This is a genomic window from Actinomycetota bacterium (assembly GCA_018333515.1).
Taxonomy (GTDB): domain Bacteria; phylum Actinomycetota; class Aquicultoria; order Aquicultorales; family Aquicultoraceae; genus Aquicultor.
Genome location: JAGXSZ010000040.1, coordinates 42,721 through 57,388, shown reverse-complemented (window position 1 = coordinate 57,388; position 14,668 = coordinate 42,721). Strand labels below are relative to the sequence as shown.

Genomic DNA, 14,668 nt, shown 5'->3' with positions numbered 1-14,668 from the left:
TGAGAATCTTTAACTTAAATGGATGTGATTGGAAAGGCTATTGTCGATACCGGTTTGCTCATCCCTTGCCCACCAGGCTTTCTGTCTATAAAAGGTTCAAACAACAACCAAGCCGTCCGATAACTCCTAATATATATACTCAAATATCATGAGAGACCGCGAGGGCTTATCGAATTAACGTGAAATATTTGTACGAAGTGGAGAGAGCGTATGCAAACAACCATGGCGACCAGGACGAGTAAAATTCCCACCCTAAATAGAATAGCCGCGCTTGTGCTTATCGCAGCCGCGTTATTGCCGGCCGTCGCGGCAACAGGATATGCGGGCGTCAACGAATGGGTTACGAACGGGCCTTCCGGCGCTATCGTCTACTCTCTCGGCGTATCGCCCGATTACGCCACATCTAAGACGGTCTTTGCCGGCACGGATAACGGCATATACAAATCGACCAACGGCGGGACGAGCTGGACGCAGGGCGGATTGGCCGGCAACCACGCGCAATCGCTCGCCGTCTCCCCCGGCTATGCCGCCGACGGCACGGTGTTTTCGGGCACCAACAACGCGGGAATCTACAAGTCGACCAATGGCGGTACGAGTTGGACTCAAGTGGGGCTCGCAGGCACAAGTGTCAGCGCTCTTGCTATATCCAATAACTATGCGACCGACCGGACGGTCTTTGCCGGAACAAACGGCGGCGTATATAAATCGACGGATGCCGGGACGAGCTGGACCGCTATGAACACCAGGTTTTCGCACAATTATATTAGCGCGATTCAAACATCCCCCAACTACACTATCGACGGCACCGTCTTCGCGGGCACAAGCGATGGCGGCGGCGTGTACAAGTCTATGGACGGCGGAGCGAGTTGGGCTCGGGTAAACAACGATCTTGGCAACATCAACATAAGCTCACTCGGTGTGTCCCCCAACTACGCTGTTGACGGCACCGTCTTCGCGGGCGCGAGCGATGGCGGCGGCGTATATAAAACGATCAACGGCGGCGCGAGCTGGACGCAGAGCGGCCTTTTGGGCGTCAACATATTCTCGCTCGCCACATCGCCCAACTATGCCGACGACAGCACCACCGTTGTCGGCACCTATGGGGGCGGCGCGCACATATCGACCAATGGCGGCACCAACTGGACGCAGATAAACACCGGCCTCGCACCGACCAGCATCCCCTCTGTTAGGTTTTCCCCGGCGTACGGCTCGGACTATACGATATTCGCAGGCACCTGGGGCGGCGGCGTTTTTAGCGCCACGACATCCGACAGCCTTCCGCCGGTAATCAACTCCGCCGACCCCGCAAACGGGGCGACCGCGATAGCCAGAGACAAGACCATAGCAATCACTTTCAATGAGAACGTGCAGTCGAGCACCGCTTACGACTTGATAACCCTTAAGGATGCCGCCGGCAGCCAGGTTACGATGACCAAGGTTATTAACGGGCGCGTGCTCACACTCGACCCGACCGGCGACCTCGCTTACGGCACAACCTATACGGCGATAATCCCGGCGGGCGCCGTAAAAGATACCGCGAACAACGCGTTCGGTGCGCAACACACCCTCAGCTTCACTGTAGCGGCGGCGCCGGATACGACGCCCCCGACGGTAAGCTCTACCGACCCGGCCAATAGCGCCTTAAGCATTACGAGAGACAAAACCGTCGTTATCACCTTTAGTGAGAACATCCAGGCCGGCAGCGCCTATAACAACATTACGTTTAAGACCGCCGCCGGCGTTTCGGTAGATGCAACCAAAACAGTTTCAGGGGCGACGTTAAGCCTTGACCCGGCAGGCGACCTTGCCGGCAATACCGTCCACACGATTACGATTCCGGTCAACGCGGTCAAAGATATGTCCAATAATAACCTGGCCGCGCAATATGCCTTGAGCTTTACGACCCAAAACGATACCACTCCCCCGACGGTAAGCTCTACCGACCCGGCGAACAATGCGGTCGAGGTCGCGAAAGAAAAGACGATAACCATAACCTTTAGCGAGAACATACTGGCCGGAACCGCCTACGAGACGATAGCCGTTAAAGATACGAGCAGCACGGCGATTTCTCTGTCAAAGAATATCAAAGATAAAGTACTGACGCTAACCCCGGCGAAAGACCTTGCGTTAGGTATGAAATATACGGTGACCATACCCGCGAGCGGTGTCAAAGACAGCGCCGGCAATGCGCTTGCCGCCGCATACTCGTTTAATATCACTACGCAGAACGACACTACCACCGCGACCGCCCCGCAAGGCCTGAAAGTAGTGAGCAATAAGGGGTTGGCTCACATATCGTGGACCTCCGTTGCCGACAGCGGCCTCTCCGGCTACAACGTCTATCGAAAAATAAAAGGTGAAACGGCGCTGTCAAAAGTAAACACGGCGACGATACTCGAAGCCCGGTATCAAGATAAGAGCGTTGAAATCGGCAAGACTTACGTGTATGCGGTGACTTGGGTAGGCAAAACCGCAAAAGAGAGCGCGAAGTCGAGCGAATTCGAGGTCTTCGTAGAGAAAACCGCGAATCAATCCGGCTTCGCCGATGTGCCCGATACGGCCTGGTATAAAGACCACGTTATACAGCTGACCACAAACAAAATCGTCTCCGGTTATGTCGACGGGTCTTTCCGGCCGAACCACAACGTATCCCGCGGTGAGTTCGCCAAAATGATGTGCCTCACGATGGGTTGGACCTTAGAGAACCCTTCGAGCGCTTCCTTTACCGATGTACCGAAAGACCATTGGGCGTATAAATATATCGAGACGGCCAAATCGAAGAAGGTTATCGCCGGCTACGAAGACGGCACTTTTAAGCCCGGTAAAAGTATAACCCGAGCTGAGATCGCCAAAATAGCGTCCGAGACTCTTGGCCTGCCCGCCGGCGCCAGCACCCTATCCGATATCGCGACCTCATGGGCTAATGATTATATAGCCAAATGCGTTAAGGCCAACATCGTCGGCGGCTATAACGACAACACCTTTAGGCCAAGCAACACGGCCACCCGAGCCGAGGCCGCCAAGATGGTCGTCGGGGTTCTTGGCGCTAAGAAATAGGATGTAAGCGCCGACGCTCGCTCGCGAAAGTCGCGCACTTGTTATTCCGCGTCTGTTCTCGCTTTTTACTCATTAATGCTTAGGCTCTTCGTGCCGCTTGTCGATTAAATCATATATCTATATCATCCTTAGGGCTGAGGGAGTTGGACTATTTGGACAGCAAGCAACTATTGACGCTCATCACCGGCGAGTTGGCAAAGACCATAGACGATACCCTGATTCCCCAAACCACCATCTCCAGTCTGGGACTTAAGCTTGCGACACAACTGAATTGGCGGGTCAAATCGGCCGCGGGCGCGGCGAAGAACGAGCTGTCGGGTGCGTCGTTTATCAACGCGATAGCATCGGTTACTTCGAGCTTCGACTATGTCATCATTCCAATCGCCATAACCAAGAGCCAAATCCGGTATAAGGTAAAGAACTGTCCCTTTAAGCAATATCGATCCGAGGCACTGTGCTCGGTGATGAAGGGCCTCGTCGGCGGGCTTGGCTTCCTTTCTTTTGGCTACAGCAAAATCGTAACCATTGTCGGCCCGGACCAGCCCGTGCGACCCTGCACTTTCGATTTATACATCACGCCTTCGACTGAAGCCGAAAGTAGGGTGGGCCTGGAATACTCGCGAGGCATGATTGGACTGCTCAAGGGCGAGGACGAAAAGTACATCTCACAACAGCGTCAATCGCGCCGAAAGTTGATTCTCGGCTTATTTTCGAATCTGGCTCTATCCCTAAGGGACAACCCATCGACGAAGCGGCTGGCGCAAAAATTCATCGAAAGCCTCTCCTGTATTCCAGAGATAAGAATTGCCGCACTCTACCTGCGAGAAGGTGACGCGTTCGTCTTGGCGTCCGATTACGGACTTCCGGAGGACAGCAGATACCTCATAAAAAATGTTGTGGTAAACAACGAATTTGTCGCAAAAACCGACCGCGACAGCCACCTACTCTCCAGCGTTGAGGCGTTTAACGGTGAGCGCCGCAACATCGCTAATAGAACCGGCGTACGCTCGTTCGCTTCGATTAAGATAGCTTCGCACGACAAGCTTGTGGGCGTCCTCAATATCGGATGGAAGTCGACCGTCCCCATCTCGCCCGAGATCAGTGAATCGATACGTGCGGCATGTAGCTTGTTAGGCCTTTCCATAGATAACAGCCGGATGTACGCGACGCTAGAGCAGGCATGCTTCAACAGCATCGCTGTCCTCAATGAACTCGTTAACGTCGTCGACCACCACTCCAACAATCATTCTAAGCGCGTCGCTGAGATCTCCCGAAGAATAGCGGTCGAGATGGACTTAGGCCAAGACGACATAGACCTCCTCTATAAGGCGGCGCTCATCCATGATGTAGGTAAGGTAAACGTGCCGCCCCACATATTGAACAAACCCGGCCAGCTTACGGACGAAGAGTTCGATATTGTAAAAGAGCATCCGGTTACCGGCTCCAGGCTCTTAGCGCCCATAGCCAGCCTCGAAAGTATCGTCCCGGCGGTACTCTACCATCATGAGCGCCTCGATGGGTCGGGATACCCCGAGGGCTTGACCGGTGACGACATACCCCTGTTCGCCCGGATCATCGCCGTAGCGGACGCCTACGATGCGATGACCGCCACACGCGCCTACAGGAAGCCTAGTTCGAAAGATTCCGCCATCGCTGAGCTGGTCAAAGAAAGCGATACCAAATTCGACGCCGTCGTTATCGGCGCGTTGATAGCGGTCCTCAACAACCGGCACCTGGACGAGGACGCATTCCGGTTCGACCACCGGCTAACCGGTGAAGACCTAGCCATTTAACAGACGACAAATTGCCTAAAATACAGGCTAAACCAAAAATGCTTTACAAAAACCGGCAAATGAGCGATAATATATAAAGCTAAGACGTGATTTTAAGTAGGGAGTCGCTGTTGGGCGGGTCTCTATTTTTATGGTCGATGACGTAAGCTCTTTTAGGGTGTCGTATTAACCTAGCGTCGTAAGCTTAACCCCTTAGACGCTAGGAGGTGAAATTCTTGTCAACAGGTACTGTTAAGTGGTTTGATGATAGCAAAGGTTTTGGTTTCATCAGCCAGGACAATGGTGGCCCGGATGTCTTTGTACATCACTCGGCGATTGTCGCGGAGGGATTTAAGACTCTGGCCGAGGGTGCGGCGGTTGAGTTTGAGGTCGAGATGGACCCCAAAGGCGCTCGCGCATCAAACGTCACCCTTGTAAAGTAATCAGCAAGAATTTAAAAAAGACCTGCTAGAGATGGCAGGTCTTTTTTATGTGGGGGCTTTAAGATAATATTGGCGCACCGATAGTGCTTCTAAGCCCTTAAATATGTGGTATATTGGCAAGGTTGTGGAAATCGGTAACAACAGGTAAAGAGGTTGAAAGAATGTCACACCAGGCAAGAAGAAAAGACATCAGAAATATCGCGATAATCGCACATGTCGACCACGGTAAAACCACGCTCGTCGATGCCATGCTCCGTCAAACCGGTGTTTTTCGCCAAAACGAAGAGGTAAACGAGCGCGTTATGGACTCCAACGACCTGGAGCGCGAACGCGGCATCACCATATTTTCCAAGAACGCATCGATCAACTATAAAGACATCAAGATTAATATCGTCGATACGCCCGGGCACAGCGATTTCGGCTCCGAGGTCGAGCGCATCCTGCAAACGGTCGATGGAGTGCTCCTCCTGGTCGACGCATTCGAAGGGCCGATGCCTCAGACAAAGTTCGTTTTAAGAAAGGCCCTCGACCTTCACCTGAAGCCGATTTTGGTCATAAACAAGGTCGACAGGCCGGATGCTCGCTCGCATGCCGTCGTCGACGAGGCCTTCGACCTCTTTTGCGACCTCAATGCCTCCGATGAGCAGCTCGATTTCGCGGTCGTCTATTGCTCGGCAAAAGACGGTATCGCGTGGTACGAGATGGAAGAAGAGAGCGATAGCCTAAAGCCGCTCTTCGAGACCATCATACACCGCGTTCTCCCCCCTGCCGCGGATGTGGGGAGACCGTTGCAGATGCTAATCACCATGCTCGACTACGACAACTACATCGGAGGGCTCGGTCTCGGGCGCATCGTCCACGGCGAAGTACGCGTCTCCGACCAAGTCTATCTGATGCGCCGGGACGGCACCAGGCGGGCGGGCAAGGTCAGCGGCCTCTTCGCGTATCAAGGCATGAAAAGAGTCGCCGTCGATTTTGCGAGTGCGGGAGATATCGCATGTGTCGCCGGTTTGGAAAATATTAACGTCGGCGAGACCATCGCCTCGTTCGAGTCGCCCAAAGCACTTCCCTTCGTCAATATCGACGAACCGACGATATCGGTTATGGTTGGACCGAATACCAGCCCCTTTGTCGGAATGGACGGCGGTAAATTCCTTACCAGCCGCCATATTCGCGAGCGCCTCCACAGAGAGGCGAGAATCAATGTGGGCTTGCGCGTGGAGGACGTCGAAGGCGAAGAGATGATTAAAGTATCGGGACGAGGCGAACTCCACCTCTCAATCCTCGTCGAGACGATGCGCCGCGAAGGGTATGAACTCGAAGTATCGAAACCAAAGGTCATCTTTAAGGAGATCGACGGGAAGGTTCTCGAGCCCATCGAGATGCTCGTTATCGATGTCGATAAAGATTATCACGGCTATGTCATCGAGGAGATGGGCAAACGCAAAGCCGAGATGAAAAACTTTGTCGAAACCGATTCGGGCAGTGTGCAGATGGAGTTTACCATACCGTCACGCTCGCTCATCGGCTTCAGAAGCGAGTTCCTGACGATGACACGCGGAACAGGGACGCTCTACAGCAACTTCTACGAATACGAGTTCTTCAAGGGCGAGATACCCAAGCGTGAGAAAGGCGTCTTGGTCTGTCACGCTCAAGGCAAGGCGGTGCGCTATGCCTTGAGCGGGCTTCAGGATAGAGGGCGGTTCTTCATACCGCCCAACACCGAGGTATACGAGGGTATGATTATCGGCGAAAATAATAAGGGTGTCGATCTTACGGTCAACGCTGTCAAAGAGAAGAAATTGACCAACATGCGGGCCTCGGGCAGTGACGATGCGCTGCGCCTGCCCCCGCATAAAGAGATGACGTTGGAGCAGGCTCTTGAATTCATCGAAGATGATGAGCTGGTCGAGGTCTCGCCGAAAGCAATCCGCATTAGAAAAAAGCTGCTCGATGAGAACGCCCGCAAGAAAGCTAAGAAGTAGTTCCGGTTTGGGTAGAGCCTCCACAATAAGTCATGGTATAATACGATAGAATTTTAGTCATCGCTAGCGGCCGGCGCCAAGCGCCTCATCGCCTGCGACCACTCTAAGGAGGTTGAACTTGCCCCATTTGAGAAAGTACTTAGCTATCGCCCTTCTCATCGCATCCGTATCCCTGGCGTTTGGGTGTTCCGCGGGCCAGGTTACCGACGAAGACTTGGGTATTACCGCAGCGAAAAACGAACAAGCACCGGCGGCACCACAAGCTCCGCCGGAGACTCCGCCGACGGTCCAAACTACTCAACCAACGGCGCCGCCTCCCTGGAAAAATATCAGCGCATCCGATGCGTCGGCACTTATCAGTGGCAATCCCGCCGTTCAAATCGTAGACTTGAGAAGTTCTTACCTGTATGGGAACAAACACATACTAGGCGCAAAACTTTTACCGCAAGGCGAGTTGGCGACGCGCTTCGGAGAACTCGACAAAACAAAACCGGTTCTGCTCTATGACGATGCCGGAAAATGGAGCAAGGACGCGGCTAAATTATTGACCGACAATGGCTTTTCCGAAGTATATGAACTCGATGGAGGAATAGCGAGCTGGACATATGGAGTCGGGCCTTAGATCGGGGTCAGACCTGGATTTAGTCGAATGTCTTAGCGGGTTTCGCCTATCATGCCTGCTAAGTTATAATGTTTATCCTAAAGCCTTTACAAATCGCGCAATATGACCGATAATAATGAAAGCTAAGACGTGAATTCGTAAATGGGGACTCGTTGTTAGACGGGTTCTTATTTTTATGGTCGGTGTCGTAAACTTTTTAAGTACCTCATTAACCTAGCGTCATAAGCTCAAGTTTAGCGACGCTAGGAGGTGACAATTTTGTCAAAAGGTACAGTAAAGTGGTTCGATGACGGCAAAGGTTTTGGTTTTATCAGCCAGGAAGACGGCGGACCGGATGTCTTTGTACATCACTCAGCAATCGGCGGCGACGGTTTCAAGACACTCGCCGAGGGCGCGGTAGTCGAGTTTGAGGTTCAAATGGAGGCTAAAGGCGCTCGCGCAAGCAACGTAACCGTTGTTGGCTAATCTAGTTTCAACTTAAAAAGACCTGCTATGTATAGCGGGTCTTTTTTATTGCCGTTTGTCTCGCCGGGCACAGCAAACAATTCGGTCTTGTTCCGAGAGTAGTCATAGAGGTTGGCTCATGGCCGAAGAGTGTTTTGCTTGAATGCGGCATTTTGGCGTTAGTGTGATATAATTAATTCATTGAGATTGCTTTGTTGTTTAATTATGAGGATATGAAGCTCCTGTGAAAGAGTGGTCATATCTTTTTTATTACGGAGAGTCGACACTCGTTGCGGTATGGCTATCGCAAACGACAGAAGCGCTCCGAAAACAGGCAAATACCCTACAGGAAGGAGTAACCGTGAGAATCGCCGACCAAAACGGCAAGAAATATCGCGCCTACAGCCCAGAGGAATTCTTTAAATCCCCTGAAAGCCCGCAACAATATTTCATCCCGACCGCGCCAAAACCCAAGAAGGTCGATGTAGTTAAAATAGAAGATAAGACCGACCAGGAGCCTGCGTAGCGACTGCGATCGCGCAAACGATTGTTATGCGTAGCTCAGTCATCCGTCGAAGACGGGCCGCACTCCGTCGACTCACGGAAGATAACCGAAGGCACCAAGCGTATATATACCAACTCGCCGACCAGTTCGACCAGCGTTTGGGTGACAATTACGGCAGACGCCAAAATCCAAGCGTCCGGCAAGGCCAGCGCTAGCGGAAGCACCACCAGCGAATTGCGTGTCCCCGCGCTGAAGATCAGCGCCCTTCCAGCCCGCGTATTCAAGCGAAATAGACGCGCCGTCAGGCGCGCGAGAAACGGCATTATGACCATGAAGGCAACATAGATCGGTACGGCTTGGCTCACCAGCGGGAGATATTCTTCGATTCCGGCGATTTGGGACACAACAACGAGAAACAGAGTGAGCGCCATGAACGGCACCGGTAGCCAAGCGGTTCTCTCAAGCCATACTGCGCCTATACGTTGGCGCTTAGCCCAGAACTCGCTCATCAGGGCGAACCCCAGCGGCAAAACGATGAGTACGAGAAACGCTTCCAAGAACGGGCCGGCACTCATGACCTGTGCGGCCTGCTCGCCCATGAAAAGCCACAGATACACGGGGAGAAGGAGTATCTGTGCGAGAAGCAGCAAAGGCGTGGAGGCAAGAACGAGCCGTGCATTTCCGCGACCGAGGTGCGTAAAGACGATGACGTAGTCGATGCAAGGGGTGAGCAAAACAAGATATACCCCGAGTAACAGCGGCGGATGTTCGGGCAAAAAACGTGACAACAACCAGACCAACACAGGAACGACGATAAAATTGACCATAAGCAGCGCCGCGGTAAACCGGCGGTTAGCAAACGCTTCGCGGAGCTTAAGGAATGGAATCTGGACAAACATTCCGTAAAGCAAAACCGCAAGCACCGGAGAGACCATAAACTCCAGGCTCGCGCCTAAAGTCGGGCGCCACAACCCCAGCCCCGCACCGATAGTCAAGGCAACAACATATAGCCGGATCTGATTTTCTTCCAGTTGTTCTCTTGACACCGTATTTCCTTAAAACGCATGACGTCCAAGCTTGCCGACAACGATGGAGCACGGCGGAATTGCCATCCGTTGGAGCGTCTTGTTCGGCAAGCTCTTCATCTCAGTTTAATGCAGGCAGAGGCGCTGTAATCGCTCTCGCCATCCACGTACAGCTCTTAGTACTACAGTTGTCCGGTATTTGATCTTCGTTCATGTTCCGTTCCGCCGAAACATGATTATACTGATGCGTATAATACCCTAAAATCACTGCTCGTGCGAGAAATAGGCTCAGTAGTCAGGTGCGTCAAGTCCGGGGTCAGGTCTTTAATCTTTACTTTCGAATCCTCCCCCTCCCCTCAACTTCCCCACAATTAAATAAAGCCTTGTCGTACCGTAATTCGACAAGGCTTTATTGGTGCTGCCCTGAGTGGACGCTATTCAAATCTCGAATTGCTGGAGAAGCTAGTTAAATATATCTCTGAGCTGTGATAATGTGGCTCTTTCGCTAATAAACACAATCAACTTTCTTGGGTTAATTACGCGGCTACTTATTTAAATAACTTGCCAAACACAGCCACCGATTTATAGCTTCCCTTGCAGTCATTATTATCAATAAGAGCGGAGGATGTCACTGGAGGTTTGATTGAATTGGTAGGATAAGGAAGCACTGTGATAGTCGGTCGCTTATCTTTTCCAAATCAATATGCTAAACTTTCAAATTAAGGAGGCAAATATAAAACCCATCCTCACAGTAGCGGCGCTCCTTTTACGAGCGCGGAAACTTTCAAATTAAGAAGGCAAATATAAAACCCATAGCCGTTTAACGGGAGGTGTTAAGATGAAAAAGGGGGGAAAACAAAATTATTAATGCTAACGAAGCCAGAACGCACTTTGGACAAGTTTTGGATGAAGTTAGCAAGGACCACACTTTTTTTATAAAAAGGAGAGGCAAAATAGCTGCTGTTATTTTAAGTCCTGACGAATATCTTGATTTAGTTGAGGTATTGGCTGAAGAAGCAAATCCTGATATAAGAAAACAGTTGGAAGAAGGTAAAAAAGAAATCGAGCTAGGAATAACCGCAACTGAAGCAGATATCCTCGCCTTACTAAAGAAAGTAAGCGCTTAAATGAGTTTCCCATACGGACTAAAACCCACCAGTGGTTTTCTTAAAGATTTTGGTAAACTTGAGGCAACCGCTCAAAGAAAAACCCTTGAGGCATGAGCTATAACTAAAAGCTCTCAAACTTTGAATTGCTGGAGAAGCTGGTTGAATGGGTGGGTAAGCTGGGTCTTTAGATCATTTTTTTCTAATGCGCACTTTGCCTGGCTCTATAATAATTAGAGAGCCCTTAAAGCTGCTTTCCGCTATCTCAGACAATCTAATCTCTAGTTCACGGTTGATTTCATGTGTACTAACTTCATTTGGAAAATGAGCAATGACAATTCCGTAATGGCTTCCGATAGGAAATCGCAGAATATTGCCAAATCCTAAATCCCCCGTAATTAATACCGCCTCATTACTTTGCGTAAAGGAAAAAACTGCATCGTCTTTTGCTCCGCGGAGCCCAACATCCCTAACGTCCGTTGCATCATAGCCCAACTCGTCAAGATGCTTGGCCGTCGATCGCGGCATATCTTCATCAATTACAAATTTTGGCATATTAGCCTACGGCTCTGATTTCTTCGTCCGATAATGTTTTAGCTGCATAGGCAAGAACGGCTAGAATGTCTTCGCGCTCAATGTCGTACTCGGCCATAACTTCCTCATACTGCATACCACTAGCTAATTTGCCGAGCACAAGATCGACCGGAACTCTAGTTCCGGTAATAACCGGCTTGCCAAACCTTACGTCCTTATCAACGCTTATCCTTGGTCCAATCTCCATATTCCACCTCAGATATATTGAAAATATATCATTACTATATGTCTCAGAGATTTTGCAACTCATATTTTATCTCCCGTAGCTCAGGGCTTTAGCCCTGATAATCGCATATGCATGGCCGTTATCAGCCCTAAAGGGCTGAGCTACGTCAATTAAAATCCCTGGTTGCAAGGTTGCTATTTTGAGTTGCAAAATCCCTGTGTCTAGCATTTTATCACATAGCGAGGCAAATTTTCAGTGGAAGTTGACCATATCTTCATGGTAAAAAGTGCCAACATTTAAGAAAACTAGATAGAAAGGGTTAGAATCCTTCCAGGGTACAAGCTTTTGGCATTAGCAAAATGCCTTGTCAAAGGCATTTTTGAGGGTCCTAAATTCGCTGGGCATGCTGGATGATGTACGAACTTTCTTTTCTTTGCATGTGATCGACCCCATCGCAACTTGATAAAAAGCTGTGGTATTGGCAATATTTGTTACCTATAATGCTATGCTCTTTCATGTTCTGTATGTTAAACCAGTTGGTTTCGCAGTTTGCTGAAAGAAAGGGACTTGCGACAGAATTAGCACAACGCCCGATGAAACTCGCTCCGAACAATTTTGGTTTATTTCATCTCTTGTTATGAGTCCTGATTTCAATAGCTTATTAACTGCAAACTCAAAGATTTCAATATTAATTTTACCTTGTTTACCATTTGAGGTCAGTCGTTCAATCCCACTCCAGTCAGCTGTTATGATTTTGTTTGTCTTACCATTCGCCCTTGTTAGTGTTATCCCTTGAAGAGGCAAAATATATTTCTCCCAAATAACCGCAAATGTCTCACCGGCTGGTTTTTGGGGTTTCAAGTCTAAATGTTTAGCGGAAAGATAAATAACTTCAATTCTTAGCTTTGCTGCAACTTCAACCGCATCGTCCAGTAAAACGCCATCAGTTACCAATGAAGCCTTAGTGCAATCAAAATAGTCTTTTGCTCCATGCAGCTCCATTACCATACGCCTGTTGATTTTTCTTGTCGAATTACCGAACATTTTCGCCTGAACAGCAATTCTCTCTTTGCCTTTTGATGCAAAGCAATCAACGCCATAGTCATTAGAGTATGGCGTTTGCTGAACGTCATATCCTTTCTCACGGAAATATTCAGCTACCAGGGTTTCATATTGTTGTGAATTCATCAGTCCCTAAGATTTGCAAAAGGTCTTTTCTCATTGTATTGCACTTTAAAATCACGAATAAGATCCCTCTCAATTTCTCTTGGCTCATCATAAGGCAAAGGTTTCCAGCACACAAACAGGTCTCTTGAGTTTTTCAGTTGCCAAATTAGTCGTCCACCCCAATGCGGAACATTTTTACCTTGACCAAAACTAAAATATTGGTTTAGTCGTGAATTAAGAGTTGAGTCGCTTGTTCCACCACCAGCCTTACCAATGTAAACGGCATAAGCGCCTTCAACCCATTCATTTTCGAGACCAAGAATGGATATGTTAGGGTTTTTGCCTCTATAATGACCACCAGTTCCCACTTTAAGGAATTCTGGCTTTTTTCCATCAACACAGAGAACAACATATATGCCTTTTATTTTAGGAATTACCGAGCTGTCAGCGAACAATTCGGACATAGTCTTGAAGCCAACAAATCCTATTCTCTTAATTTCGCTCATATCGCTAAAATCAATTTTCATGTGAAGCCCTGCCCACAGCCTATCTAGATATCTAATCGAATCGCTGAAATCATTTTCATGAATTATTAATATTTGGCACCCGCTCTTTTGTAAATAAATCGCTTCTTCTACTTGCCTACATTAGCTCGTAAAAGCGCAACATGGGTTCCCTCATTAATCACAACTAAATTGTAAGTGCTTTTACTATACTATCACTGGAAATCGAGCTTGTCCTGATAGATTGAAGAATTGAATACTTGGTTTTATACAAATAAATAGTCTTGCCATTACTAGCATGGCTATTGCAGTTTAGCCGCATAAGTGTAAACCGCTAAGCATATGATATATTTAAGCCATTATGGAACTAAGCCACCGCTGGATGACAAGAGAAGAACGCCGCAAATATCACCGAGAACAGGCAAAGGACCCCATGGGGATTATCGCATCGACGGTGCATCTGCTCGTACCTGATTACATGAACATTGCAAACGACGTAAGCAAGCACGTCGACTTTGAAGGTCTGGAAATCCAATCAACCGAGGCCAATGAGATGCCTGGAAGCACGCTAGTCAGCAGTCGGCTTAACCCTGAGCTTAAAATGAGCATAATGAACGATATTCGAGCATGTCTTCTCGACACAGAAGACGTAAAGAGATACCTGGGTGAGCTTGATAGCATGGTTCAAACAATATCCAAGAATCCTAAGAATCTGCGGATAAAAAGAAGAAAAGGTCGCCCGATAAAGTCTTTCGTAATGCCAGAAACAGCACTGACCAATATGATCTTCCACTGGGCTATAAATGTTCAGATTTGGCCGCTACCAAGGTACTTTTATGCGCAGTTCAATAGAACCGCGAGTAGTCGATATGTCAGAATCGAGCCTGAGCTCTTTGACTTCTTCAGAATGCACTGCGAGGACGTGCCAGAAAAAAACATCTGGATTGAAAAGCCAAACGATAAAAAGCTCTATAGAAAAGAATTACCGCGAGACGCCTGGCTCTTCCTAACCTACTGCTATCTAAAGGAAGAGGACCGCAACGCAACTTATTACGATCTAGCGGAACTCCTAGTCAGTGCAAGCACGTCAGAAGGCGTATTTGCCGATTACGATGAGGATTCTGACGAAATATTAGATGAATCTGAAAAGATGCGCGAAAAAAACAAAAAGAGCATGCACGCGCTTTAAGCAGTACGTTCTCTCCATCGTTGACATAAACCCCTAGTCAAACTGTCCCTTTTCGGAATTCTAGATTTGTTACGGTCCTTCCAAGAACTA

General features: G+C 49.2%; 14 protein-coding genes. 9 read left to right on the top strand and 5 right to left on the bottom strand.

What is annotated here, in order from left to right; all coding sequences use genetic code 11:
- The first annotated feature begins 210 nt into the window (after window positions 1–210).
- The 7 genes from KGZ93_11280 (at window position 211) to KGZ93_11250 (ending at window position 8,849) form a co-directional block, all read left to right on the top strand.
- The gene (locus tag KGZ93_11280) at window positions 211–3,057 is read left to right on the top strand and encodes an Ig-like domain-containing protein (protein ID MBS3910181.1); all 2,847 of its coding nucleotides are present in this window, start codon (window positions 211–213) and stop codon (window positions 3,055–3,057) included.
- Between the two features lie 152 nt (window positions 3,058–3,209).
- On the top strand, window positions 3,210–4,850 hold the full coding sequence (locus KGZ93_11275) for an HD domain-containing protein (GenBank protein ID MBS3910180.1): 1,641 nt from the start codon (window positions 3,210–3,212) through the stop codon (window positions 4,848–4,850).
- 215 nt (window positions 4,851–5,065) lie between these two features.
- Window positions 5,066–5,272, top strand: a complete 207-nt coding sequence (locus KGZ93_11270; protein MBS3910179.1) for a cold-shock protein — start codon at window positions 5,066–5,068, stop codon at window positions 5,270–5,272.
- Between the two features lie 161 nt (window positions 5,273–5,433).
- Window positions 5,434–7,257, top strand: a complete 1,824-nt coding sequence (gene typA, locus KGZ93_11265) for a translational GTPase TypA (protein MBS3910178.1) — start codon at window positions 5,434–5,436, stop codon at window positions 7,255–7,257.
- Between the two features lie 118 nt (window positions 7,258–7,375).
- Window positions 7,376–7,879 (top strand): rhodanese-like domain-containing protein, encoded by a 504-nt coding sequence (locus tag KGZ93_11260; protein MBS3910177.1) that lies wholly within the window; start codon window positions 7,376–7,378, stop codon window positions 7,877–7,879.
- 258 nt (window positions 7,880–8,137) lie between these two features.
- Complete coding sequence (locus tag KGZ93_11255; protein ID MBS3910176.1) at window positions 8,138–8,344, top strand: cold-shock protein; 207 nt, start codon at window positions 8,138–8,140, stop codon at window positions 8,342–8,344.
- A 223-nt stretch (window positions 8,345–8,567) separates the two neighbouring features.
- Complete coding sequence (locus KGZ93_11250; GenBank protein MBS3910175.1) at window positions 8,568–8,849, top strand: hypothetical protein; 282 nt, start codon at window positions 8,568–8,570, stop codon at window positions 8,847–8,849.
- A gap of 35 nt (window positions 8,850–8,884) precedes the next feature.
- Here the strand turns inward: KGZ93_11250 and KGZ93_11245 are convergent, their stop codons facing one another.
- The gene (locus KGZ93_11245; GenBank protein ID MBS3910174.1) at window positions 8,885–9,874 is read right to left on the bottom strand and encodes an arsenic resistance protein; all 990 of its coding nucleotides are present in this window, start codon (window positions 9,872–9,874) and stop codon (window positions 8,885–8,887) included.
- A gap of 839 nt (window positions 9,875–10,713) precedes the next feature.
- On the opposite strand from KGZ93_11245, the gene KGZ93_11240 reads away from it, so the two are divergent.
- Window positions 10,714–10,980, top strand: a complete 267-nt coding sequence (locus tag KGZ93_11240; GenBank protein ID MBS3910173.1) for a type II toxin-antitoxin system Phd/YefM family antitoxin — start codon at window positions 10,714–10,716, stop codon at window positions 10,978–10,980.
- 171 nt (window positions 10,981–11,151) lie between these two features.
- Here the strand turns inward: KGZ93_11240 and KGZ93_11235 are convergent, their stop codons facing one another.
- The 4 genes from KGZ93_11235 to KGZ93_11220 form a co-directional block, all read right to left on the bottom strand.
- A complete protein-coding gene (locus KGZ93_11235) occupies window positions 11,152–11,514 on the bottom strand; it encodes a DUF5615 family PIN-like protein (protein ID MBS3910172.1) in 363 nt (120 codons plus the stop codon).
- 1 nt (window position 11,515) lies between these two features.
- Window positions 11,516–11,740, bottom strand: a complete 225-nt coding sequence (locus tag KGZ93_11230) for a DUF433 domain-containing protein (protein ID MBS3910171.1) — start codon at window positions 11,738–11,740, stop codon at window positions 11,516–11,518.
- A gap of 492 nt (window positions 11,741–12,232) precedes the next feature.
- Window positions 12,233–12,907, bottom strand: coding sequence for a restriction endonuclease (locus KGZ93_11225; GenBank protein ID MBS3910170.1), 675 nt, complete (start codon window positions 12,905–12,907; stop codon window positions 12,233–12,235).
- Window positions 12,907–13,407 carry a hypothetical protein gene (locus tag KGZ93_11220; GenBank protein MBS3910169.1) on the bottom strand — a complete coding sequence of 167 codons (501 nt, stop codon included), beginning with the start codon at window positions 13,405–13,407 and terminating at the stop codon, window positions 12,907–12,909. Before KGZ93_11220 ends, KGZ93_11225 begins: the two co-directional genes overlap by 1 nt.
- A gap of 364 nt (window positions 13,408–13,771) precedes the next feature.
- Here KGZ93_11220 and KGZ93_11215 point away from each other — a divergent pair, with 364 nt between their 5' ends.
- Window positions 13,772–14,578: a hypothetical protein gene (locus KGZ93_11215; GenBank protein ID MBS3910168.1), complete on the top strand. Its 807-nt coding sequence runs from the start codon at window positions 13,772–13,774 to the stop codon at window positions 14,576–14,578.
- The last annotated feature ends 90 nt before the right edge of the window (window positions 14,579–14,668 follow it).

What these genes read in the sequence shown, in the direction of transcription:
- KGZ93_11280 (MBS3910181.1), top strand. Translation starts at nt 211, where the DNA reads ATGCAAACAACCATGGCGACCAGGACGAGTAAAATTCCCACCCTAAAT.
- typA (MBS3910178.1), top strand. Translation starts at nt 5,434, where the DNA reads ATGTCACACCAGGCAAGAAGAAAAGACATCAGAAATATCGCGATAATC.
- KGZ93_11235 (MBS3910172.1), bottom strand. Translation starts at nt 11,514, where the DNA reads ATGCCAAAATTTGTAATTGATGAAGATATGCCGCGATCGACGGCCAAG.
- KGZ93_11230 (MBS3910171.1), bottom strand. Translation starts at nt 11,740, where the DNA reads ATGGAGATTGGACCAAGGATAAGCGTTGATAAGGACGTAAGGTTTGGC.
- KGZ93_11225 (MBS3910170.1), bottom strand. Translation starts at nt 12,907, where the DNA reads ATGAATTCACAACAATATGAAACCCTGGTAGCTGAATATTTCCGTGAG.
- KGZ93_11215 (MBS3910168.1), top strand. Translation starts at nt 13,772, where the DNA reads ATGACAAGAGAAGAACGCCGCAAATATCACCGAGAACAGGCAAAGGAC.